This is a genomic window from Streptosporangium sp. NPDC002607 (genome assembly GCF_053592655.1).
Genome location: NZ_JBSFWD010000009.1, coordinates 51433 through 74534 on the forward strand (window position 1 = coordinate 51433; position 23102 = coordinate 74534).

General features: G+C 71.4%; 22 protein-coding genes and 1 pseudogene. 22 read left to right on the forward strand and 1 reads right to left on the reverse strand.

Annotated features, from left to right (window positions below):
* Window positions 1-111 precede the first annotated feature (111 nt).
* The 22 genes and pseudogenes from ACWD3H_RS13135 to ACWD3H_RS13240 all read left to right on the forward strand — a co-directional run bounded on the left by ACWD3H_RS13135 (window position 112) and on the right by ACWD3H_RS13240 (window position 21558).
* A complete protein-coding gene (locus ACWD3H_RS13135; RefSeq protein ID WP_451955101.1) occupies window positions 112-936 on the forward strand; it encodes an ABC transporter ATP-binding protein in 825 nt (274 codons plus the stop codon).
* Window positions 933-1757 carry an ABC transporter ATP-binding protein gene (locus ACWD3H_RS13140; RefSeq protein ID WP_451955102.1) on the forward strand — a complete coding sequence of 275 codons (825 nt, stop codon included), beginning with the start codon at window positions 933-935 and terminating at the stop codon, window positions 1755-1757. Before ACWD3H_RS13135 ends, ACWD3H_RS13140 begins: the two co-directional genes overlap by 4 nt.
* Window positions 1754-2644, forward strand: coding sequence for a branched-chain amino acid ABC transporter permease (locus ACWD3H_RS13145; RefSeq protein ID WP_451955103.1), 891 nt, complete (start codon window positions 1754-1756; stop codon window positions 2642-2644). Before ACWD3H_RS13140 ends, ACWD3H_RS13145 begins: the two co-directional genes overlap by 4 nt.
* Window positions 2637-3764, forward strand: coding sequence for a branched-chain amino acid ABC transporter permease (locus ACWD3H_RS13150; protein ID WP_451955104.1), 1128 nt, complete (start codon window positions 2637-2639; stop codon window positions 3762-3764). The genes ACWD3H_RS13145 and ACWD3H_RS13150 overlap by 8 nt, the downstream gene beginning before the upstream one ends.
* 1 nt (window position 3765) lies before the next feature.
* Window positions 3766-5040 (forward strand): ABC transporter substrate-binding protein, encoded by a 1275-nt coding sequence (locus ACWD3H_RS13155; protein ID WP_451955105.1) that lies wholly within the window; start codon window positions 3766-3768, stop codon window positions 5038-5040.
* A gap of 105 nt (window positions 5041-5145) precedes the next feature.
* Window positions 5146-6582: an aminopeptidase P family protein gene (locus tag ACWD3H_RS13160; RefSeq protein ID WP_451955106.1), complete on the forward strand. Its 1437-nt coding sequence runs from the start codon at window positions 5146-5148 to the stop codon at window positions 6580-6582.
* A 214-nt stretch (window positions 6583-6796) separates the two neighbouring features.
* On the forward strand, window positions 6797-7606 hold the full coding sequence (locus tag ACWD3H_RS13165) for an MlaE family ABC transporter permease (protein WP_355549303.1): 810 nt from the start codon (window positions 6797-6799) through the stop codon (window positions 7604-7606).
* Window positions 7606-8472 carry an ABC transporter permease gene (locus ACWD3H_RS13170; protein WP_451955107.1) on the forward strand — a complete coding sequence of 289 codons (867 nt, stop codon included), beginning with the start codon at window positions 7606-7608 and terminating at the stop codon, window positions 8470-8472. The genes ACWD3H_RS13165 and ACWD3H_RS13170 overlap by 1 nt, the downstream gene beginning before the upstream one ends.
* 5 nt (window positions 8473-8477) lie before the next feature.
* Complete coding sequence (locus ACWD3H_RS13175) at window positions 8478-9497, forward strand: MCE family protein (RefSeq protein ID WP_451955222.1); 1020 nt, start codon at window positions 8478-8480, stop codon at window positions 9495-9497.
* Window positions 9498-9501: 4 nt separating this feature from the next.
* On the forward strand, window positions 9502-10560 hold the full coding sequence (locus tag ACWD3H_RS13180; RefSeq protein ID WP_451955108.1) for an MCE family protein: 1059 nt from the start codon (window positions 9502-9504) through the stop codon (window positions 10558-10560).
* Complete coding sequence (locus tag ACWD3H_RS13185) at window positions 10560-11585, forward strand: MlaD family protein (protein WP_355549309.1); 1026 nt, start codon at window positions 10560-10562, stop codon at window positions 11583-11585. Before ACWD3H_RS13180 ends, ACWD3H_RS13185 begins: the two co-directional genes overlap by 1 nt.
* Complete coding sequence (locus ACWD3H_RS13190) at window positions 11582-12685, forward strand: MCE family protein (protein ID WP_451955109.1); 1104 nt, start codon at window positions 11582-11584, stop codon at window positions 12683-12685. The genes ACWD3H_RS13185 and ACWD3H_RS13190 overlap by 4 nt, the downstream gene beginning before the upstream one ends.
* Window positions 12685-13791, forward strand: coding sequence for an MCE family protein (locus ACWD3H_RS13195; protein WP_451955110.1), 1107 nt, complete (start codon window positions 12685-12687; stop codon window positions 13789-13791). Before ACWD3H_RS13190 ends, ACWD3H_RS13195 begins: the two co-directional genes overlap by 1 nt.
* A complete protein-coding gene (locus ACWD3H_RS13200; RefSeq protein WP_451955111.1) occupies window positions 13788-15134 on the forward strand; it encodes an MCE family protein in 1347 nt (448 codons plus the stop codon). The genes ACWD3H_RS13195 and ACWD3H_RS13200 overlap by 4 nt, the downstream gene beginning before the upstream one ends.
* A 4-nt stretch (window positions 15135-15138) precedes the next feature.
* On the forward strand, window positions 15139-15891 hold the full coding sequence (locus ACWD3H_RS13205) for a hypothetical protein (RefSeq protein ID WP_451955112.1): 753 nt from the start codon (window positions 15139-15141) through the stop codon (window positions 15889-15891).
* A gap of 81 nt (window positions 15892-15972) precedes the next feature.
* The gene (locus ACWD3H_RS13210) at window positions 15973-16545 is read left to right on the forward strand and encodes a MarR family winged helix-turn-helix transcriptional regulator (RefSeq protein WP_451955113.1); all 573 of its coding nucleotides are present in this window, start codon (window positions 15973-15975) and stop codon (window positions 16543-16545) included.
* A gap of 59 nt (window positions 16546-16604) precedes the next feature.
* The gene (locus tag ACWD3H_RS13215) at window positions 16605-17285 is read left to right on the forward strand and encodes an LppX_LprAFG lipoprotein (protein WP_350922572.1); all 681 of its coding nucleotides are present in this window, start codon (window positions 16605-16607) and stop codon (window positions 17283-17285) included.
* Window positions 17285-18841 carry an MFS transporter gene (locus tag ACWD3H_RS13220; RefSeq protein WP_451955114.1) on the forward strand — a complete coding sequence of 519 codons (1557 nt, stop codon included), beginning with the start codon at window positions 17285-17287 and terminating at the stop codon, window positions 18839-18841. Before ACWD3H_RS13215 ends, ACWD3H_RS13220 begins: the two co-directional genes overlap by 1 nt.
* Before the next feature lie 210 nt (window positions 18842-19051).
* Window positions 19052-19468: a pyridoxamine 5'-phosphate oxidase family protein gene (locus tag ACWD3H_RS13225; RefSeq protein WP_451955115.1), complete on the forward strand. Its 417-nt coding sequence runs from the start codon at window positions 19052-19054 to the stop codon at window positions 19466-19468.
* Window positions 19467-20057, forward strand: a pseudogene (gene cbiT / locus ACWD3H_RS13230) (precorrin-6Y C5,15-methyltransferase (decarboxylating) subunit CbiT); the annotation flags it as partial. The gene ACWD3H_RS13225 and the pseudogene cbiT, both read left to right, overlap by 2 nt.
* Window positions 20054-20803, forward strand: a complete 750-nt coding sequence (gene cobM / locus ACWD3H_RS13235; RefSeq protein WP_451955116.1) for a precorrin-4 C(11)-methyltransferase — start codon at window positions 20054-20056, stop codon at window positions 20801-20803. The pseudogene cbiT and the gene cobM, both read left to right, overlap by 4 nt.
* A 14-nt stretch (window positions 20804-20817) precedes the next feature.
* Entirely contained in the window at window positions 20818-21558 is a 741-nt protein-coding gene (locus ACWD3H_RS13240; RefSeq protein ID WP_355549325.1) for a cobalt-precorrin-6A reductase, read from the forward strand.
* On the opposite strand, the gene ACWD3H_RS13245 is transcribed toward ACWD3H_RS13240, so the two are convergent.
* On the reverse strand, window positions 21546-23096 hold the full coding sequence (locus ACWD3H_RS13245; RefSeq protein WP_451955223.1) for a precorrin-2 C(20)-methyltransferase: 1551 nt from the start codon (window positions 23094-23096) through the stop codon (window positions 21546-21548). The genes ACWD3H_RS13240 and ACWD3H_RS13245 overlap by 13 nt on opposite strands.
* Window positions 23097-23102 lie beyond the last annotated feature (6 nt).

Consider the following 23102-nt stretch of genomic DNA (forward strand, 5'->3'; position numbering starts at 1 on the left):
GCACAACCGCGCCCCGCCCGGCATGGGCGCCCGCCCCGACTTCACCTGGCCCTCTGGACGCCGGTGAACCACCTCGGTTGGGTGCGTTCATCGGCTGTACAGGAGGAACACATGGACGTGCACGACCCTCGCCCGCCCGAAGACTCCGGGCTGGTCGTCAGGGATCTGGCGGTGAGCTACGGCCCGGTCCTGGCCCTGCGGGGTGTCTCGCTGGACGTCCCGCGCGGTTCGGTCGTCGCGGTGCTCGGCGGCAACGGCGCGGGGAAGTCCACCCTGCTGCGCGCCATATCGGGCACCCTCCGGTTCCACCGGGGCGGGATCACCGCGGGCGAGGTCACCTTCGGCGGGACGCGGCTCTCCGGCGCCACCACCTCGGCCGTCGTGGCCGGCGGCGTCGTCCAGGTACCCGAGGGCCGCCGGGTCTTCGCCCGGATGACCGTGGCGGAGAACCTGCGGGCCGGTGCACTCGGCGCGCCCGACCGGCGGTCGGCGGCCGAGGCGAGAGAGAAGGTGCTCACGCTCTTCCCCGTGCTCGCCGAGCGCGCCGGGCAGCGCGCGGGACTGCTGTCCGGGGGCGAGCAGCAGATGCTCGCCATCGGCCGCGCGCTGATGGCCAGACCGAGGATGCTCCTGCTCGACGAGCCCACCCTCGGCCTCGCGCCGATGATGGCCGCCCGGATCGCCGACACCGTTCGCGAGATCAACGCCGGGGGGACCACGGTGCTCCTGGTGGAGCAGAACGCCGCCATGGCCCTGTCCCTGGCCTCGCACGCCTACGTGCTGGAGGTCGGCGAGGTGGTCCTGTCGGGACCGGCCGCCGAACTCGCCGCGAGCGACGAGGTGCGCCGCCGCTACCTGGGCATCGAGGACGCCCCCGCGGACGCGCCCGCGGGGGCGGCCGACGCCCGTCCCGTGCTGGCGAGGTGGTCCGCGTGAGCGGTAAGGACACCTCCGTTCCCCGGCTCGACGTGCGCGAGGTGACGGTGCGCTTCGCCGGGCTCACCGCGCTGGACGCGGTCGGCTTCACCGTCGAGCCCGGCAGTGTGCACGCTGTGATCGGGCCCAACGGGGCGGGCAAGTCGACCTGCTTCAACGTCCTGTCGGGCGTCTACCGGGCCACCTCGGGCAGCGTGCGGTTCGGCGACGCGGAACTGACCGCCCTGGCCCCGCACCGCATCGCCGCCCTGGGCGTGGCGCGCACCTTCCAGAACATCGCGCTGTCGCCGATGCTGCCGGTGCGGGACAACCTGATGCTCGGCCGCCACCGGCTGACCCACGCAGGGTTCCTCTCCGCCGGGCTGCGGCTGCCGTCGGCCCGGCGCGAGGCCGCCGCGCACGGCGGGCGGGTGACCGAGATCGCCGCGTTCGTCGGGCTCTCCGAGCACCTGGCCACGCCCGTCGGACTCCTGTCGTACGGCGTGCAGAAGCGCGTGGAACTGGCACGGGCACTGTGCATGGAACCGCGGCTGCTGCTGCTGGACGAGCCGGTCGCCGGCATGAACGGCGGCGAGCGCCGCGACATGGCCGAACTGATCGTCGCGGTACGGGAGAGCCTCGGCATCTCGATCCTGCTGGTCGAGCACGACATGGGGATGGTCATGCGGCTCGCCGACGCGGTGACGGTCCTGGACTTCGGCAGGCGCATCGCGGACGGCCCGCCCGGCGAGGTGCAGAACGATCCCGAGGTCGTCCGCGCCTATCTGGGCGCGGCGGCCGAGAGCACGACCGCGAGCGGGACCGAGGAGGTCACCTCATGATCACCTTTCTCGAACTCCTGGTGAACGGCATCTCCGTCGGAGCGGTGTACGCGCTGATCGCCCTGGGCTTCGTGATCATCTTCAAGGCGACCGAGGTGGTGAACTTCGCCCACGCCTCGCTGCTGCTGGTCGGCGGATTCGTGGTCGCGAGGCTGCACCCGCTGATCGGCTTCTGGACCGCGCTGCTGCTGGGCATCGCCGGCGCGGCGGCCGTGGGCGCCCTGATCGAATTCCTGATCATCCGCAGGGCGAATGTCATCTCGCACAGCGTTCTCGCGATCGTGACGATCGGTGTCGACATCGTGCTGACCACCGAGCTCACCAGGCAGATCGGCACCGACGTGCTCGCCCTGGGCGACCCGTGGCGCGACCGGGTGCTGCATCTGGGGGGCGTCAGCATCGCCGAGACCCGGCTCGTCGCGCTGGCCGTCGCCGCGATCCTGATCTCCGCGTTCCTGCTGGCGTTCAAATACACGAACTGGGGCATCGCCATGCGCGCCACCGCGGAGGACACCGAGACCGCCGCGCTGATGGGCGTGCGGCGCGGGCGGGTCTCGATGGGGGCCTGGGCGGTCGCCGGGGCGCTCGCCGCCGTCGCCGCGCTCTTCCTGTGCGTCTTCCCCACACCGGGTCTGGATCGCAGCACCACCTTCGCGGCGATGAAGGCGTTCCCCGCGGCGATCCTCGGCGGCCTCGACTCCACCACCGGGGCACTGGCCGGCGGGCTGATCATCGGTGTCACCGAGGCGATGATGAGCGGCTACCAGAACGACCTGGTCTTCCTCGGCCGGGGTATCGGCGACGTCGCGCCGTTCCTCGTGATGATCGTGGTCCTGCTCATCCGCCCCGCGGGGCTGTTCGGGACGAGGGAGCTGGCACGTGTCTAAGAAGGTCATCCTCTCCTGTGTCGTGCTGGTCGCGGTGGCGATCGCCGTACCGTTCTACCTGGAGGGCTTCTGGCTGCAGGCCGGGCTCTTCGCGATGTCGGCGGCGATCGGGGCGATCGGCCTCAACCTGCTGACCGGTGCCACCGGCCAGCTCTCCATGGGCCACGCGTTCTTCCTCGCGGTCGGCGCGTACGCCTACGTCTACTTCGCCGCCGAACCGGAGGGCGGCGCGCACGCCCTCGGCGGCCTCGGCCTGCCCACGCCGGTCGCGGCACTGCTCGCGGTGCTCACCGCGGGTGTCGCGGGTGGGGTGTTCAGCCCCATCGCGGGACGCCTGAAGGGCGCGTACCTCGGCATCGCCACCCTCGCGCTGATCTTCGTCGGCCAGCACGTGCTGTTCAACGCCGAACCCGTGACGGGCGGCTACAACGGGCGGGCGGTGCCGCCGATGGAACTGTTCGGATTCGTGTTCGCCGACTCCCCCGAACTGGTGGTCGCCCAGGTGCCGTTCGGATCACTGGAGCGCCTGTGGTTCCTCGGGCTGGCCGTGCTGACCTACGCGGCACTGTTCGCCCGCGGGGTGCTACGCGGCCGGCCGGGACGGGCCATGAACACCATCCGCGACCACGAGATCGCGGCCGGGGTGATGGGCGTGCCGGTGGCCCGCTACCGCGCCGGGGTGTTCGTGCTGTCGTCGATGTACGGAGGGCTGGCCGGGGTCCTGATCGCGCTGGTCTTCCAGCGCACCGTACCCGACTACTTCGGCCTGCTGCTCTCTCTCGACTACCTGGCGATGATCATCATCGGCGGCCTCGGCTCCGTCGCGGGCGCGGTGATCGGCGCGTTCTTCATCTCCCTGCTCCCCCAGCTGCTCAGCCGCTACAGCGACGCCCTGCCGCTGGTGGCCGAGCCCGGCTCAGCCGGGGTCTCACCCGCCGAGGCGTCCCGCATCCTGTACGGCGCCGCCGTCGTCGTCATCGTCCTCTTCCTGCCCGGCGGGCTGCTCGGCCTCGCCAGGCGCCTGCGCCTCGCTGTGACCCGGCGGCCCGCCCCGGTCCCCGCGACGAGGAAGACCCCGCTCTCCCCCACCTCCACCCCCTCCCCCGACACAAGGAACTGACATGGGAATCCCAAGAACCCCGGTCCGACGAATCGCGGTACTCGCCCTCCTGGCCCTGGCCGTCACCGCGTGCGCCAGCGAGAAGGCCACCGGGGGTGCGGCCGCCCCCTCCGCCGTCGGGGGGGACGGCGTGAAGACCGGCCCCGGCGTCACCGCCGACAAGATCACAATCGGCCTGATGACCGACCTCACCGGCCCGTACGCCTCCTTCGGCAAGAGCCTGACCCAGGCACAGCAGCTCTACTTCGAGCAGGCGAACGCGGCGGGGGGCGTGTGCGGGCGGCAGCTGGAGGCTCTGGTCCGTGACCACGGCTACGACGTGCAGAAGGCGGTTGCGGCCTACACCGAGATCTCCCCGAAGGTGGTGGCCCTCGCCCACGTCGTCGGCTCGCCCATGGTCAACGCGGTCAAGCAGCGCATCGAGGCCGACGACATGCTCACCATCCCGCAGGCGTGGGCGACCGGGCTGCTCGGCAGCAAGCCCATCCAGGTCACCGGGACGACCTACGACATCGACATGATCAACGGGGTGGACTTCCTCGCCAAGGAGAAGGGCATCAAGTCCGGCGACAAGATCGGCCACCTGTACTTCGAGGGCGACTACGGCGAGAGCGCGCTGAACGGCTCCAAGTACGCGGCGGAGAAGCTCGGCCTCAAGCTCGTGGAGCAGAAGATCAAGGCCACCGACCAGGACATGAGCGCCCAGGTCGCCGCCTTCAAGGCCGAGGGCGTCAAGGCCGTCCTGGTCTCCGTCGGCCCCAGGCAGACCGCCTCGCTCGTCGGCGTCTCGCTCGCCAAGGGCATGGACGTGCCGTTCGTCGGCAGCAACTCGGCCTACTCCCCGCAGCTGCTGCCCACCCCGGCGGGTCCCGCGCTGCTGAAGGACTTCTACTACATCACCGCCGGCACCCCGATCAGCGCCGACCAGCCGGCCATGAAGAAGCTGGCCGCCGACTACGCGGCGAAGTATCCGGACGCGGCCATCGACAGCGGTGTCTCCGCCGGCTACTCGGCGGCGGCGATCGTCGTCGACGCGCTCAAGAAGGCCTGCGAGGGCAAGGACCTGACCCGGGCCGCCGTGGTCGCCGCGCACCGCGGCCAGTCGGCCTGGGGCGCGGAGTTCGGTGCCGTCATGGACTTCACCACGTTCGACAAGCCCGCCTCACTGCTGTCGTACGTCGCCAAGCCGGACAAGGACGCCCTGGGCGGCGCGGTGATCTTCAAGGAGGCCGCCACCTCCGACCTGGCCAAGACCTACCAGGTCCCGGTGGGCTGATCCGCGGTTCACGGCGGCGCCCCGCACCCCCGGCGACGAAGGTGCGGGGCCCGTCGCTCCGGGCTAGCGTGGGAGGGACCGCAGACCTTCGCGCCCGGGGACAAAATGACCCAGAAGCTCAATACCGGCAGCCACGACCTGCCGGTCTCCGACGCCCTCGCCGAGTTCATGAACACCGGCTGGGCCGACACCCACCGCGACGACCTGGCCGCGCTGCCACAGGCCGCCTACACCGCCAAGCGGCGCGCCGCGCTCGCCGCCCGCTTCCCCGGTGAGCGGCTGGTCGTCCCGTCCGGCACGCTCAAGGCGCGTAGCAACGACAGCGACTACCGGTTCCGGACGCACAGCGCGTTCGCCTACCTCACCGGTGACCAGGAACCCGACGACGTGCTGGTCGTCGAGCCCTCCGGTGAGGCCGTCCTGTTCCTGCGCCCCCGCTCGGTGCGGTCGGCGCCGGGACAGGCCGGGCAGGAGTTCTACCGCGACCGCCGCTACGGCGAGTTCTGGGTCGGCCGCCGCCCCGACCTGGCCGAGGCGGAGGCGCTGTACCAGATCGCCTGCGCGCCGATCGACAGGCTCGACGACGTGCTCGGCGGGCCCGCGCGGGTGCTGCGCGGGGTGGACGCGTCGGTGGACGGGCGAGTCGCGCCCGGCGACGGGGACGAGGAGCTGGAGGCGTTCCTGTCCGAGATGCGGCTGATCAAGGACGACTGGGAGATCGCGGAGCTGCAGTTCGCGGTGGACGCGACCACGCGCGGGTTCGAGGACGTGGTGCGGGCCCTGCCCGCCGCCCTGGGACACCGGCGCGGCGAGCGCTACCTGGAGGGGGTCTTCGGCCTCCGCTCCCGGCTGGAGGGCAACGCGGTCGGCTACGACAGCATCGTGGCCTCCGGCGCGAACGCGTGCGTGCTGCACTGGATCCGCAACGACGGGCGGCTGAACGAGAACGAGTTGCTCCTCCTCGACGCGGGCGTGGAGACCGACCACCTCTACACCGCCGACATCACCAGGACCCTGCCGCTCTCCGGGCGCTTCGACCCGGTCCAGCGCCAGGTCTACGAGCTGGTGTACGAGGCCCAGGAGGCGGCGATCGCCGTCCTGCGGCCCGGTGCGAGCTTCCGCGACTTCCACGGTGCGGCCATGCGGGTCATCGCGGAGGGACTGCGCGACTGGGGCGTGCTGAAGATCAGCGCGGACGAGGCGATGGAGCCGGACAGCGGCCTGTACCGCCGCTACACGCTGTGCAGCAGCGGCCACATGCTCGGCATGGACGTGCACGACTGCGCCAGTGCCCGCGCGGAGGTCTATCTGGACGGTGTGCTGGAGGAGGGCCAGGTGCTGACCGTCGAACCCGGCCTCTACCTGCAGCCTGACGACCTGACGCTGCCGCCGGAGCTGCGCGGCATCGGGGTGCGCATCGAGGACGACCTCGTCATCACGGCCGACGGCGCCCGCCTCATGTCAGGCGGTCTGCCCCGCCACCCGGACGAGATCGAGAAGTGGATGGGGGGGGTGGGCCGGCGCGGCCTGATGGGCTCGTAGGTGAAGCGGTTTCCGTGGGGCGCGGAGGGGCGCGTCCTCACGGGAAGGCGGGAGGAAAATGTGAGGGGCTGACAAGTTGAAAGGTGGGGGTCATACCTTTTCATCAAATTACTTGGGAAGCATCGACTTACTGGAATACCCGTCAGTAGCGTGGCTGGTCCATGGTCGGAGTCGCTAGTTCCGAGGTGGTCATGGCTCAACGGACGGCGGGTTGATGGCGGTCGGCGGGCGGACGAGGGTCACCGGTTACCTGGTCCGCCGGACGACCGGCGTGCTGGACCGGGTCGGCGACATGTCAGTGATCGCCCTTGAGGGCTTCCGCCGCACCTGGGACGTCAGGACCTGGTTCTGGGAGTTCGTCCAGCAGTGCTGGTTCCTGGCCCGCGTCACGAGCCTGCCCGTGCTGCTGGTCTCGCTCCCGCTGGGCGCGACCGTCGCCCTGCAGGTGGGCCAGCTGGCCTGGCAGCTGGGCGCCTCCTCCGCCACCGGCGGCGCGGTGGTCGTCGGCCTGGTCCGCGAGGTCGCCCCGATGGCCTCCGCCCTGCTGATCGCCGGAGCCGGGGGCTCGGCCATGACCTCCGACATCGGCGCCCGCAACATCCGCGACGAGCTGGCCGCCATGGAGGTGATGGCGGTCAACCCGATCCACCGCCTGGTCACCCCCCGGCTCTGGGCGGCGAGTACGGTGGCGGTGCTGCTGGTACCGCTGGTCATCGTGGCCGGGGCGGGCGGCGGCTACTTCTTCAACGTCATCGTCCAGGGCGTCACGCCCGGCGCGTACTTCGACGGCGCGGTCTCGCTGCTGGTCACCAGCGACCTGCTGGTGACGCTGCTCAAAGCCTGGATCTTCGGCTTCATCGCGGCCATCATGTCGTGCTACTTCGGCATGACCTGCCAGACCAGCCCGGTCGGCGTGGGCCGCGCGGTGAACCAGTCGACGGTCGTCACGTTCATACTGGTCTTCGCGGTCAACTACGTGATCACCATGATCTACTTTCTCGCCTATCCGCCGAGGGCGATGTGATGGCCGTCGTACCGGAGGTGCGCACCGCGGGGGTTCGCGCGTACGGGCTGATCCGCGACGGCGCGGACCGGCTGGCCTCGCTGTCGGACTGGCCGCTCTTCCTGTGGAAGGTCGTCTTCTACTCGGTCAGGGACATCATCCTGCGGCTGAAGTTCTCCAAGGTCGTCCTGCGTCAGGTCAGCGACGTGGTGGTGGGCGTCGGTGCGACGGTCATCGGCGGCGGCATGGTCTTCGTGGTGTTCACCATGGCCTTCGCGGTCGGTGCCACCGTCGGCCTCCAGGGCTACCAGGGCCTGCAGTCGATCGGAGCCGAGTCCTTCATCGGGCTGGTGGGCAGCTTCGCCAACGTGCGGGAGATCACCCCGATCATCGCGGCGGTCGCGCTCGCGGCCCAGGTCGGCTCGTCCTTCACCGCCGAGCTCGGCGCCATGCGGATCTCCGAGGAGATCGACGCGCTGGAGGTGATGGCCATCAACGCGTTCACCTACCTCATCTGCACCCGCGTGGTGGCCGCGCTGATCGCGCTGATCCCGGTCTACATGATCGCGCTGTTCGCCAGCTTCTTCGCCACCCGGCTGATGTGCACCGTCCTGTTCGGCATGTCGCCGGGCGTCTACGACTACTACTTCTACCTCGGCCTGCCGGTGATCGACATCTTCTACAGCGTGGTCAAGGTGATCGTCTTCGCGTTCGCCGTGGTCAGCATCCACTGCTACCACGGGTTCAACGCCACCGGCGGCCCAGTCGGCGTGGGTATCGCGGCCGGGCGGGCGATCCGGCAGTCGATCGTCACGGTCATCCTCCTCAACCTGCTGCTGTCCTACCTGTTCTGGGGTGGCGGCAGCAGCCTGAAGCTGACGGGGTGAGCCGGATGGCGGCCAGGGGCGAGGTGGCGCTGCCGATCAGGCTGGCGATCTCGATCGTCGTGCTGCTGGTCCTGGCCGTGTCCGTCGCCGCGGTGGTGCGGGGTGCGTCCGAGGTGAGCGGCACCCGGCTGACCGCGGTGTTCACCCGTTCGGGCCAGGGCCTGGACCCCAACTCCCCCGTCAAGATCCGCGGCATCACGGTGGGCGGGGTCGGTTCGGTCACCCTGGACCGGCAGGGCCGGGCCGTGGTCGCCATCTACGTGGACCCCGGAGTCAGGGTGCCCCAGAGCGTCACCGCCACGATCGAGCCGAGCTCGGTCTTCGGCCCCAAGTTCGTCAACCTCGTCCCCGGCTCCGGCGAGACCTCCGGCCCCTACCTGCTCAGCGGCGCGGTCATCACCAGGACCGAGGCCCCCTCCGACCTGTCGGACTCCCTCACCGACGCGTACGAGGGGCTGAAGGCGATCGACCCGCAGGACGTCACGACCATCGTGCACACCCTGGGCCGGGGCCTGGACGGCAAGGGCCCGCAGCTGCGGGCGATCATCGGCGACGCCGGAAGGGTCATCAAGGTGGCCCACCGGCACCGCGCCGACTTCCAGCGGTTCATCGGCGACGCCGGGGACCTCAGCGCGGCCCTGGCCGACAAGGGCGACGAGCTGGTGGCCATCTCCGCGGACGCCAATGTGATCACTCCCGACCTGCTGAAGCGGGCCGACAAGGTACGCGCCCTGCTCAAGGAACTCGACGACGTCTCCCATCTGACCGCGCACGGCCTGCGCAAGCACCGCCGCGACCTCAAAGCCGCGGTCAACTCCGGGGAACGCGTCGCCTCCCTGCTGTACGCGCAGCTCGGCATCGCCGGAGACGGTGTGCGAGGGCTGAACCGGATGCTCGCCGTACTCAACGACCTGGCCTCGGGGCAGGGCCCGAACGGCACCGCCCAGATCAAGATGGAGACCTTCATCTCGACGGACGTGTGCGAGCTCTTCGTCGGCGCGTGCGGCTCCACGAAGGGCGGGTGAGCGCGTGGCCGGATCCGCGGAGCAGGTTCGGCGCCGCTGGACGCTGGGCAAGTTCGTACTCTTCCTCCTGGTGACGGGCACGCTGATCGTCCTGATCGGCGGCCAGATCGCCAGGGTCGACGTGGGCGACTCCTACAGCCTCGTCGCCACCTTCGACGACGTCTCCGGGCTGCACGAGGGAGACCAGGTGAAGATCGCGGGTGCGCCCGTCGGGCAGGTCGACACGATCGAGGTGGTCGCGGGCCGGGCCGAGGTCACGCTCAGCGTACGGACGGATGTACGGGTTCCCTCCGACAGCTCGGCCGCGATCCGCTGGCGCAACACGATCGGGCAGCGAGTGGTCTATCTGGAGCCGGGCACCGCCGGGGAGATGCTCGGCGACGGCGCCCGCGTGGAGCGGACGAGTTCGGTGGTCGACATCGGCGAGCTCGCGAGCGACCTGGGCCCGCTCACCCGCAGCCTCGACCCCGAGCAGATCAACCAGTTGCTCACCGCGGCGGGCGAGGCGCTGGACGGCAACCAGGAGAACATCCCCAAACTGGTCGACAACCTCGACGACCTGACCGGCACGATCGCCGAACGTAGGAAGGTCATCCAGGGGCTGCTGGAGGACTACGCCACGGTGACCGACGTCGTCGCCCGCAGGGACCGGCAGATAGCCCAGCTGGTCGACAACCTGGTCACGCTGACCGGCGCGTTCGCCCGCAACCGCGAGCTGGTCGACGACGCCCTGGTGGAGCTGTCCACCACGGTCAGGGTCAACGACCGGGTGCTCGGCGCGAACTCCCAGGAGTTCGGCCGGGTGGTGGACCACCTGACCCGGCTCACCGGCGGCATCCGGCGCAACATCGGCAGCGTGGAAAGGCTCCTCGGCACGCTCACCCCGCCGCTGCGGCGCTCGTTCCAGGTGACCGGCCAGGGCAACTTCGTCACCGCCTACGTGCCCTGCTTCGCGCTCGGCCCGCTGCCCTGCCCGTACCCGATGAAGAGCCCTCCGCCGCTGCGCGGCTCCTTCAAGCTGTCCGACACCGGTGACCTGCGCCGGGTTCTGGTGGGGTCCTGATGGCGCTCAAGTCGTTCCGCGACCGCAACAGGACCGTCGTCGGCCTGGTGTCGATGACGGTCCTCACCGTCGTGCTGGTCGTCACCTTCCTCATCGGCAACCTGGGGCTGCTGGAGGGGGGATACCCGATGTCGGCGGTGCTGCCCGACTCGGCCGGGCTGCGTTCCGGCAACGACGTCCGGGTGGCGGGGGTGACGGTCGGCAAGGTCACCGAGGTCCGCGCCGACTACTCCCAGGGGCACGTCGTGGTGACCTGGAGGGTGGACGACGGGATCAGACTAGGCCCGCAGACCCGGGCCGAGATCGCCCTGTCCAACCTGCTGGGCGGGCGCTACGTCAGGCTCACCGGGCCGGTCACCCGCCCGTACATGGACGAGCTGCCCGAGGAGCAGCGGCGGATCCCCATGTCCCGGACGAGCACCCCCGTGCTGGTCACCGACGCGCTCAAGGACGCCACCCGGCTGGTGCAGCGGCTCGACACCGACTCCGTCGACAGGCTCCTGGCCGAGCTGGCGGAGCTCAAGCCCGCCCGCCAGGGCAGGGTCAGCAAGCTGCTGGACAACATCGGCGAGCTGTCGGAGATCATCAGCGAGAGCGAGCCTCAGTTGCGGCGGCTGCTGGACAACGGCAACAAGATCATGGACGTGCTGGAGAAGAAGGATGCGCAGATCGGCCGCCTGATCGACTCGATCGAGATCATGCTCAACGAGCTGCGGCTCCGCCGCGACGAGCTGAAGTCGCTGCTCGGCGACGGCAGCGACCTGGTCAACAGCATCACCACCCTGGTCACCCGGCACGAGAAGGACCTGATCACGGTGATCGACGACGTGACCGCCATCGGCAACCGCCTCGACTCCACCAGCGGCAGGAACCTCAACTCGGTGCTCGCCTGGGTCGGCCCCACCTTCTCCGGGCTCGCCACGACCGGCGGCCACGGGCCGTGGATAGAAGCCATCGCCACCGGGCTGGGGCCGATCAACCCCGAGGTGCTGGCTGCCATCCGCAAGGACAGGAACAGCCGTTGACAGCACAGGGACAGCAAGGAGCGAGCCGCCCGCACCGCGCCCGCACCGCGGCGCGGTCCCCGGCGCGCAGGGTGATCGCGGCGCTGCTCGCGGGAGTGCTGCTGGCCTCCACCGGGGGGTGTTCGCTGCTGCCGGTAGGGGCCGGCCCCTACCGGCTGACCGCCTACTTCAGCGCGGCCCCCTCGCTGTACGAGCAGGCGAAGGTCAAGGTGCTGGGCCTGGACGCGGGGACCGTGGAGAAGCTCACGGTCGAGGGCGACAGGGTCCGGGCGGATCTGCTGATCGACGGGGGGATACCGCTGCCCGCCGATGTCAACGCCATCGTGGCCGCGCAGAACACGCTGGGCGAGCGGAACGTGGTGCTCCACCCGCCCTGGACACCCGGCAAGCCGAAGATCGCACCCGATGCGGTGATCCCGCTGGAGCGGACCGACCTGCCGGTGGAGATCGACGACGCCCTGGAGACGTTCACCAAGCTCACCGACGCCCTCGACACCGACAAGATGGGCGATGTGGCCGGCAACCTGGCCGACACCGTCAGAGGCCGGGGCAAGCAGATCAACGGCGCGCTCGCCGACGCCGCCTCGCTGACCCGCACCCTCGCCGGGCAGGACGAGCAGCTGATCGAGCTGGCCAGGGGCCTCAACCGGATCGCCACCAACCTCAACAGGCGCGAGAAGCAGGTGAAGACCACCATCGACGCCTTCGCCGAGGCGGGCGCCACCCTCGCCGACGAGCGGCAGCGGATGAAACGCTTCATCACCGGCCTGGCGGAGTTCGTGCAGCGCGGTGACGTGCTGATCGAGGCGTACCAGGAGCGGCTGCCCAAGGGGGTGGCCAACCTCGCCGAGCTGGTGCTGACCCTCAAGGTCAACAGCGAGTCGGTGGCCGAGGGCATCGAGGGCACCAGGAAGTTCCTGGACAACATGATCCTGTCGTGGGACAGGAAGAACCACGTGCTCAAGATTCGTGTGGTGCTCAACGCGCTGACGCGGGCCTGGCTGACCCCGCTCTTCGAGGCCATGGGCCTGGGCAAGGTGCCCTGCCTGCCGGGAGAGCTGAGCAACTGCCCCTGGCAGGGCAGCGGGAAGGGCCGCTGATGGGCACGGGAGTACGGGAGCGGACGGAGACGCCCTCGGGGACACGACCGGGGACACCGGCGGGCGCGGGCCAAAAGATCGCGGGCCGGTGGCGGCGGTGGACCCGCCCGGTCGCCGGGCTGGCCGTGCTCTGGCTGAGCGCGGCGTGCAGCCTGCAGACCCTGGGCGCGCCGACCGGCGAGCTCACCCTGACCGCGACCTTCGACGACGTGCAGAGCCTGGTGGCCGGGCACAGCGTTCAGGTGTCCGACGTACGGGTGGGCAGCGTGACCGACATCCGGCTGGAGGGCTACCGGGCGAAGGTCACCATGTCCATCGAGGACGGCAACCAGGTGCCCGAGGGGACGAGCGCCATCGTCGCCAAGACCTCGATCCTCGGCGAGAACTACATCGAGCTGGACCTTCCCGAAGGGCGGGACATGACGACGGGGCCGTTCATGCGAAGCGGCTCGACCATCGCCGTGACCTCCGTCAAACCCGACATCGAGCAGGTCACCGAGCGGGCCGGGCCGCTCATCGACGCGCTCGGCGCCCAGGACGTGAACGCCGTCCTGGACGCGGCGGCGACCGGGATCGGCGGCAAGGGCAAGGACCTCAACCGGCTCCTGCGGCAGACCACCGAGGTCACCACCGCCTACGCGGAGTCCCGCGAGGACCTGGCCCGTACCATCGACGGTCTGGCCAGGCTCGGCGACGAACTCGCCAAGGGCACCGCGGAGCTGGACCGGCTGCCCGGCACGCTCTCCGACGCCACCGCCCGCCTGAACCACGGCCGCAGGCACATCAAGAAGACCCTCCGGGAGCTCACCGCGCTGGCCCGTGAGGTCAACGACACGATCTATCCCAGGCACGAGGCCCGGCTGCGCACCCTGCTGCGCGAGCTCGACGCGGTCTCCACCTCGGCGGTACGCGGCAAGGAGGACCTGAAGGTGCTGGTGAGCCGGGTGCAGAGCTTCCTCGACCAGCCACCACTCGTGGTGAACGGCCAGTTGCTGATCTCCGTGTGGCTCAAGGGGCTGCTGCTGCCCGAGCCGAAGAAGAGCGACAGGCCCCGCCTGCCCAACTCGGTGGACGACTTCCGCCTGCTGCTGGGGCCGCCGCGATGAGGAACCGCATCTGGATCAACCTCGGCTTCTTCGCGGCGCTCGGCGTCGTGATGACCGTGTGGGCGTTCACCACCATCATCAAGCTGGACCTCGTCGAGCGGCCGTACCGGATCAACGCCGAGTTCCTCTCCTCCCCCGGCCTGGTGGAGGGCTTCGACGTGGCCTACCTCGGCGTGCGGATCGGCCGGATCAGCGGCGTGGAGCTGGCACCCGGCAAGATCGTTGTCGCGCTGAGCATCGATCGCGGGGTGCGTCTGCCCCGGGACGTCACCGCCGAGGTGCGCCGCAAGTCCGCCATCGGCGAGCCGTACGTGGAGATCTCCCCGCCCAGGAGCGGAACCGGCGGCGGCGAGGGCGCCACCCTGGCCGCGGGCGCCACCATCCCGCTGGCCAGCACCTCGGTGCCGCTCGACTACCGGAAGCTGTTCGACGGTGTCGGCAAGCTGCTCGACGCGGTGCCGGCCGAGGACGCCCGGACCATCGTGGGGGAGCTGGCGACCGGCCTGGACGGGCGGACGACCTCGATCCGGGAGATCGTCGACAACGCGCACGACCTCACCGCGACCCTCGCCGAGAACACCGATGTGCTGGACGAGTTGTCGGTGCAGCTCACCCGGCTCACCGGGACCCTGGCGGACAGGCGCGAGAAACTGTCCGAGGGGGTGGACGACCTGGCCGCGGTGACCCGGGCGGTCCGCGAGTCCCGCAGGCAGCTGAACGCCGCCCTCGACCACGGGCCGAGCTTCTTCCGGCAGGTCAACACCCTGCTCACCACCGCACGCCCCGGCCTGTCCTGTCTGCTGACCGCCGGAGGCGTCAAGCCCGGCAAGGTGTTCGGCGGCCGTACTCCCGACAACGTCAACCACCTGCTCCGCAACGTACCCACCGCGCAGGCACTGATCGCCGACGTGAGCGACAGGCAGGCCGACGGCCTGTACGGCAGGACCGCCTTCATCTTCAGCGTCCCCGGCGGCCCCAAGGCCGCGCGGGAGTATCGCAATCCGCTGGCTCCCCCGACGGTCCCCAAGCTCCGCACCTGCCCGAAGGGACCCGCGAGCAAGGTGGCGGTCGGAAAGGACGAGGAGGCTCCCGGCGACGAGAACGCCGGCGGAGACGCCGACGACGAGTCCGCGGACGGAGCGACCGCCGAACCCGGCGACGCGACACCGGCACCTGAGGAGAGCCGGGAGCCGGTACCGGCCGCGGACACCGGCCGGACCTCGGAGTCCTCCCAGGACATGACCCCCCTCATCGTTGCGATCTTCGCCGCGGTCGCCATCTCCGGCGGTGTGCTCGGCTGGATCGCCGTCGGCCGAGCCTCCCGCCGCCGTGAACAGGAGTAAGCCCTTGACCCCCACCCCCCGCACGTCGGAACAGCACCGGCACGCCCCCGCCGAGGACGCCCCGCCCCCGGCTCCGGACCAGGATCAGGAGGCCGGTAAGGAACCTGAGGCCGGACCTGCCGGGGCGAGCACGGAGACCGAGCGGGAGCACGGGGCCGCGGGTAGCGGGAGGAGCGGATTCAGCACGTGGCGGGGCAGGCTGGCCGGTGCCGTCGCGGCCATGCTGTTCGCGGCGACCGCGACCACCGCGGTGCTCCAGTGGATGGCCGCCGACCGGCTGGCGCAGGAGAAGGCCGACCGCGAGGCGGTGTCCACCCGGGCGGGCGAGTTCGCCGTGGCCCTGCAGACCTACGACCACACCGACCTGCAGGCCTACCGCGACCGGGTCTTCGCCATCTCCGGCGAGGACTTCGAGAAGACCTACAACGAGGCGTTCAGCCCGCTCGAAGGTGTGATCACCACGATGCGGGCGAGCTCTTCGGCCTCGATCCGCGGCGTCTACGTCTCAGCGGTCGGCGAGGGCAGGGCGAAGGCGATCACGGTGGTCGACTCCCAGGTCACGAGCACGGCGGGGACCCGGCGCATGCTCGGCACGTACATGGAGCTGAGCCTGATCAAGACGGGAGGCCGGTGGAAGGTGAACGCGGCCACGGTCATGGGCGCCGCCGAGGAACTGGTCACCGACCCGAACGGCGAGACCGTCGAGCCGTCCCCGACATCATCTCCGGCCCCGTCGCCGAGCAGGAAGGGAAAATGACGACGGAGAGGCAGCCCCCTCCGGGCGCGCTGACACCGCCTACCACGAGTGATCGGTGCCTTCTGAGGTAGGTTCTGATTCATGACCCTGCAGCAGGCCTCGCCCGGCGAACGGAGTGGTCGGTCGGGGGGCGGACCCGCCGAAGTCACCGGAGTCACCGGCGCGGGGCACGAGAGTGGTGAGCGACCGGTGAACGACGAGACGCCTCGCTGGCTGTCGTCAGTCGAGCAGCGGGCGTGGCGTGCCCACCTCGCCGCGCACAAACTCCTCGAACACCGCCTCGACCGCGAACTCCAGCCCTTCGGGCTCTCGGTGAACGACTACGAGATCCTGGTGAACCTGTCGGAGATCTCCGGTCACCGCATGCGGATGAGCGACCTGGCGGACGCCACGATCCAGTCCCGCAGCCGGCTGTCGCACCAGATCTCCCGGATGGAGAAGGCCGGCCTGGTCGCCAGGGAGACCTGCGCCGACGACCGGCGCGGCACCTTCGCCGTCCTCACCGCGCACGGCTGGGACACCATCAACAGGGTCGCGCCGCACCACGTGGCCGGCGTGCGCCGGCACTTCATCGACCTGCTCACCGACGATCAGCTGATCGAGCTGGAAATCGCCTACGCTCCGGTGGTGGAGCACCTCAAAAACATTCGCTGACGCGAAACCGATACCGCCCGTACTCCCTTAGTAGACCGCGCTGTCGTTACGATCCGCCCATGTCTGCTCGCCGGATCTTCATCGCCGCGGTGCTCACCGTGTGCTCCCTGGTCACCGCCTGCAGCGGCGGCGACGCCTCCGACGCCACGGCAGCCCTTCCCAGCGGAGCCGAACTGGTCAAGAAGTCCGCGGAGGCGACACGTGCCGTGAAGTCGGCGACCTTCTCCATGGAGACCGAGGGCGCTCCCGCGGTGCCGGTCAAGAAGGCCTCCGGCCGCCTCAGCGGAACCGGCGACGCGGACGGCACCATCCAGATCGACGTGGCGGGCAGTCTTCAGGAGATCAGCTTCGTGCTGATCGGGGAGACCGTCCACTTCAAAGGGGTGACCGGAGGCTTCCAGAAGATGTCGCGGAGCCAGCTGGCGGCGATCTACGACCCGTCCGCCATCCTCAACCCGGAGAAGGGCGTCGTACAGTTGCTGAGCAACGCGCTGGACCCGAAGACCCAGGCGGCCGAGAAGGTGAACGGCGTCGACTCCTACCGGGTCTCGGCGACGCTCTCCCAGCAGGTGCTCGCCACGATGGTGCCCGGCCTCGCGCAGAGCGTCGACGGCACGCTCTGGATCGACAAGGCCACCAGCCGCCTGCTCAAGGCGGATCTGCCACTGACCGGCGGCAAGGTGATCGTGGTCTTCAGCGACTACGACGTGCCGGTCCAGGTCACCGCTCCGGCCCAGTGATGGTGACCCGCGCCGTCCCGGAGGACGGCGGCCGGCTGGCCCGGCGACGGGCCGCTCTCGGCGTCGGCGGCACCGCGGTGCTGCTGGCGGCGCTGGACGCGTACGTCGTGGTCACGGTCCTCATCGACATCGCCAAGGACGTCGACGTCCCGCTCAACCACATGGAGCGGGCCACCCCGATCGTCACCGGCTTCCTGCTCGGCTACATCGCGGCCATGCCGCTGCTCGGTCAGCTCTCCGACCGGTACGGCAGGCGCCCGCTCATCCAGCTCTGCCTGGCGGGCTTCGCGGCGGGCTCGGTGATCACCGCGCTGGGTGAGACGGTGCCCTGGCTGGTCGCCGGACGGGCCCTGCAGGGGGTCGCGGGCGGCGCGCTGCTGCCCATCACCATGGCTCTGATCGGGGATCTGTGGGATGAGGACGAGCGTCCGGTGGCGCTCGGCGCCGTGGGGTCGGCCCAGGAGCTCGGCAGCGTGCTGGGCCCCCTGTACGGCGCGGCCCTCGCCGCCCTGGTCCCGTCCACCCTCCAGCTCGGCGGCGTGCAACTCGGCGGCTGGCGGTCGATCTTCTGGCTGAACATCCCGCTGGTGGCCCTGGCCGCGGTCGCCGTACAGCGGTCGGTGCCGCCCCCCGGCCGTGACCGGACCGGCACCGGCGGCAGCCGCGTCGACGTGGTCGGCGGGCTGCTGCTGGCGCTCGCGCTCGGCCTGCTCGTGGCCGGTCTCTACAACCCCGACCCGAGCGGGGCGGTCCTCCCGCCGTGGGGCCTGCCGGCGATCGTCGGCGGGGTCGTGTCCGGCGCCGTGTTCGTCGTGTGGGAGATGCGCGCCAGAACCCGGTTGATCGACATGGCGAGGGTGCTGCGCGGCCCGTTCTTCGCCACGCTCGGGGTGAGCTTCCTGACCGGCGCCGCGCTGCTGGTCACCCTGGTCGACGTGCAGTTGTCGGCCCAGACCCTGCTGCGCCTGGACACCCTGGACGGCGCCCTGGTGCTGTCGCGCTTCCTGGTCGCGCTCTCCGTGGCCGCTCTGGTGGGCGGCCTGGCGTCCCGCCGGTACGGTGAGCGCGTGGTGACGGTGATCGGGCTGGCGCTGGCAGGCGTCGGCTACGTGCGCATCGGCCAGTGGCCACTGGACCTCGCCTCGGCCGGGTACCGGATGGACGCCGACCTGATCGTCGCCGGTCTCGGTCTGGGTCTGGTGATCGCACCGGTCTCCTCCGCGGTGCTGCGTGCCGTCCCCGCCGTCCAGCACGGGGTGGCCTCGGCGGCGGTGGTCGTGGCCCGGATGATGGGCATGCTGCTCGGCGTCGCCGCGCTGTCCGCCTGGGGCTTCCACCGCTTCCAGTCCCTCACCGCGGACCTGGACACCCCGCTGCCCTTCGGCGTGGACCCGGCCGTGTACGCCACCCGGCTGGCCGAGTACGAGGAGAAGGTCAGGGCGGCGCTGCACACCGAGTACAGCGAGATCTTCCTGATCACCGCCGCCCTGTGCGGGGTGGGCGTGCTGGTCGCGCTGCTGCTGCCGAGCGGGTCCGGGTCGTCTGACCCGGTCTGACCCGGACGGCGGCTTCACCCACGCCGTGCCCGGCCCGGTGTGAAGGACCCTGGCCTCGGCCGTCACCCCCGTCTCCGAGTACACTCTGGCCCCGCCACGGGTGACGTGCGGCGCGCCCTGCCCGGCACCGGGAGAGGGCGGCACCCCGCGACGGTACGCCACGGGGGTTCGTCATCGGGTGAACGTACCGACGACCATTGGGGTGACGTGATGCTTGTGGGGGCCACGCGGCCGGACCTGGCCGGGCTCGGCGAGGGGTTCGACGCGTTCTGGCATGAGCGGCACCTGTGCACGCTGACCACCGTCCGAGCCGACGGGACGCCACACGTGGTGCCCGTCGGGGTGACGCTCGACGTCGGCACGGCGATCGCCCGGGTCATCACCTCGCGCGGGTCGTACAAGGGCCGGTTGGTGGCCGCCGCGGGTCCGGCGGGCGCGCCGGCCGCCGTCTGCCAGGTCGACGGGCGGCGCTGGTCCACCCTGGAGGGGCGTGCGGTGCTCCGGGACACCCCCGAGGAGGTCGCCGACGCCGAGCGCCGGTACGCGCTGCGCTACCGCGCCCCCCGGGTGAACCCCGACCGTGTCGTGATCGAGATCCAGGTGACCCGGGTGCTCGGCAATGTCTGACCCGGGACACGTCCCGCTCCCCCGCGTCCCCGGGCTGCCGGACGAGGCGTTCGAGCACGACGGGCAGCTGACCAAGCGCGAGGTGCGGGCGGTCACCATGTCCCGCCTCGCGCCCGTCCCCGGCGAGCTGCTGTGGGACGTCGGCGCGGGTGCGGGAAGCATCGCGATCGAGTGGATGCGCTGCCATCCCGCGTGCCGGGCCGTCGCGGTGGAGAGCCGCCGGGACCGGGCGGAGCGGGCCGCGCGCAACGCGGCCGCGCTGGGAGTGCCCGAACTGGAGGTCGTCGTCGGCGCGGCCCCCGGCGCGCTCGCCGGGCTGGCCGTGCCCGACGCCGTCTTCGTCGGCGGCGGCGCGACGGTTCCCGGCGTGCTGAGCACCTGCTGGGCGGCGCTCAGGCCGGGCGGCAGGCTGGTGGTCAACGCGGTGACCCTGGAGTCCGAGGCGGTCGTGGCCGACTGGTACGGCAGGCACGGCGGAGACCTGGTGCGCCTCGCGGTCGGCCGCGCCGCCCCGGTCGGCGGCTTCACCGGCTGGCGGACGATGATGCCGGTGACCGTCTGGTCATCGGTCAAGGAGGAGGAGTCTTGACGGCCAGGGTGTGTTTCGTCGGAGCGGGCCCCGGAGCCGCCGACCTCGTCACGGTGCGCGGCCTGCGGGTGATCGCCTCGTCCCCGGTGTGCCTGTACGCCGGGTCGCTGGTGCCGCGCGAACTGCTGGACGACTGCCCGCCCGGGGCACGGCTGGTGGACACCGCCGGGCTCACCCTCGATGAGATCGTCGCCGAGATGGCCGGCGCGCATGCGGCCGGGCTGGACGTCGCCCGGCTGCACTCGGGCGACCCCTCCGTCTTCAGCGCGATGGCCGAGCAGATGCGGCGGCTGGACGCGCTCGGCATCCCGTACGACGTGGTGCCGGGCGTCCCGGCCTTCGCCGCCGCGGCGGCCTCGCTGAAGCGGGAGCTCACCGTGCCGGGAGTCGGGCAGTCCATCATCCTCACCCGTACGTCCGCGCGTGCCACGCCGATGCCGGAGGGCGAGGACCTGGCCACGCTCGGCGCGAGCCGGGCGACCATGGTGCTGCACCTGGCCGTGCAGCGGATCGAGGCGGTCGTCACGGAACTGCTCCCCGCCTACGGCGCCGACTGCCCGGTCGCGGTGGTGGCCCGGGCGAGCAGGGACGACGAGGTGATCCTGCGGGGCACCCTGGCCGACATCGCCGAGCGGGTCAGGGCCGCCGGGGTGCTGCGGACGGCGGTGATCGTGGTCGGGCGGGTGCTGACGGCCTCGGCGTTCCCCGACAGCCACCTCTACTCGGCGGACAGGTGCCGGAATTGACCGGCGGGACCGAGATGAGACGCCTGCTGATCCTGGGAGGGACCGCGGAGGCCAGGGCGCTGGCCGCCCGGCTGGACGGGCGGGCGGATCTGCACGTGGTGTCCTCGCTGGCGGGACGGGTCGCCAACCCCAGGCTCCCGGTCGGCGAGGTGCGCGAGGGTGGATTCGGCGGCCCCGAGGGGCTCGCCGACTGGCTGCGGGAGCACGCGATCGACCTGGTCGTCGACGCCACCCACCCGTTCGCCCGGCGGATGACCGCATCGGCCGTCGCGGCCTCCGCCGGCACCGGGGTGCCGCTGCTGGTGCTGCGCCGTCCCGGCTGGCGCCAGGGTCCGGACGACGACTGGCGCTGGGTGCCCACGCTTGAGGCCGCCGCCCGCCTGCTGCCGGAGCTGGGGAGGCGGGTCTTCCTCACCACCGGCCGCCGCAGCCTGGCCGCGTTCACCGGCCTTGACCTGTGGTTCCTGGCCAGGTCCGTCGATCCGCCCACCCCGCCGCTGCCCGGCCGGACGGTGGTCGTGCTCTCCCGGGGGCCGTACACCCTGCGCGGAGAGCTGGAGCTGATGCGCGAGCACCGCGTCGAGGTGCTGGTGACCAAGGACAGCGGCGGCGAGATGACCACCGCCAAGCTGGCCGCCGCGCGGGAGCTGGGGATTCCGGTGGTCATCGTACGACGGCCGCCGATCCCCGGCGGTGTCCAGCTGGCGGACACCGCCGAGGCCGCCGCGGCCTGGGTGGAGGCTCAGGCCGGATAGCGACGCGGGGTGTAGACGACGGGCCGTCCGCCGCGTTCGGTGAGCCGGGTGGTGGACGAGCCCACGATCAGCAGGCAGCGCATGTCGATCTCGGCGGGGTCGAGGTCGGCCAGCTCCACGGCGCGCACGCTCTCCGCCGGGCCGCCGACATCCCGCCCGATGACGACGGGCGTGTGCGGGGAGCGGTGTTCGAGCAGCAGGTCGCGCATGGCGGCCACCTGCCAGGTCCGGCTCCGCGAGGCCGGATTGTAGATCGCCAGTACCAGGTCGGCCCGCGCCGCGGCGGTGATCCGGTCCGCGACGACCTCCCACGGCTTGAGCAGGTCGGACAGCGACAGCACGCAGAAGTCGTGGCCCAGCGGAGCCCCGGCGCGACTGGCCACCGCCTGAGCGGCGGTCAGGCCGGGCAGCACGCGTACCTCGACGTCGGCGAACCTCGGCTCGGACGCGACCTCGAGCACCGCGCTTGCCATGGCGAACACCCCCGGATCGCCCGAGGAGACCACGACCACCCGTGATCCGGCGGTGGCCAGCTCCAGCGCGTGCGCGGCGCGCTCGGCCTCGACCCGGTTGTCCGTGGGGTGGCGGCGCTGGCGCGGGTTGGGCGGCACCCGGTCGAGGTAGGGGCCGTAGCCGATCAGTTCGTCGGCCCGGGCGAGGGCCTCCTGCACCTCGGGGGTCAGCCAGGGCCGCCCGGCGGGGCCGAGCCCCACCACGACGACCTCGCCGCGCCGCCCGTCCCCGGACTCCTCCCGGCGGTCGCCGACTGCCTCCTGACCGGCCGCGCTCTCCGCCGCCGGCGGGGTGAGCGGGCTGGGCAGCAGCGCGAGGGAGAAGTAGGGGACCGACTCGGGGTCGACGTCCGCCAGCGGCTCGATGCGCTGTTTACCGGTGGTGGCCCGCTCGACGTACCAGGCGTCGTCGAGGCGACCGGCCTCGGCGAAGGCGGCGCGGACCTTCTCGAAGGTCCTGCCGAGTTTCAGCACCGCGGCCGAGTCGGCGGCGGCCAGCCGCTCGGCCAGCACGTCCGCCGGGAGCGTGCCGGGCAGCACGGTCAGCGTCTCGTCCCGCTCGACCAGCGGGCGGCCGAGCACCGCGGCGGCCCCGCTGATCGAGGTCACCCCCGGCACCACCTCGGTCGGGTACCGGTGCGCGAGCCGCTTGTGCATGTGCATGTAGGAGCCGTAGAAGAGCGGGTCGCCCTCGCAGAGCACCACCACGTCGCGCCCGGCGTCCAGGTGCGCGGCCAGCCGCACGGCGCAGTCGGCGTAGAAGTCGTCGAGCGCGCCCTGGTATCCGCCGGGGTGGTCGGTGGTCTCGGTGGTCACCGGATAGATCAGCGCCTCCTCGACCTGGTCTCCCCGCAGGTAGGGCAGGGCCACCGACCTGGCGATGCTCCGCCCGTGCCGGGCGCTGTGGTAGGCGATCACGTCGGCCGCGCCGAGCAGCCTGGCCGCCTTAACCGTCACCAGCTCCGGGTCTCCCGGCCCCAGTCCGACCCCGTACAGGCACCCGAGATCCCCGCTCAACCCGCTCACTCCTCC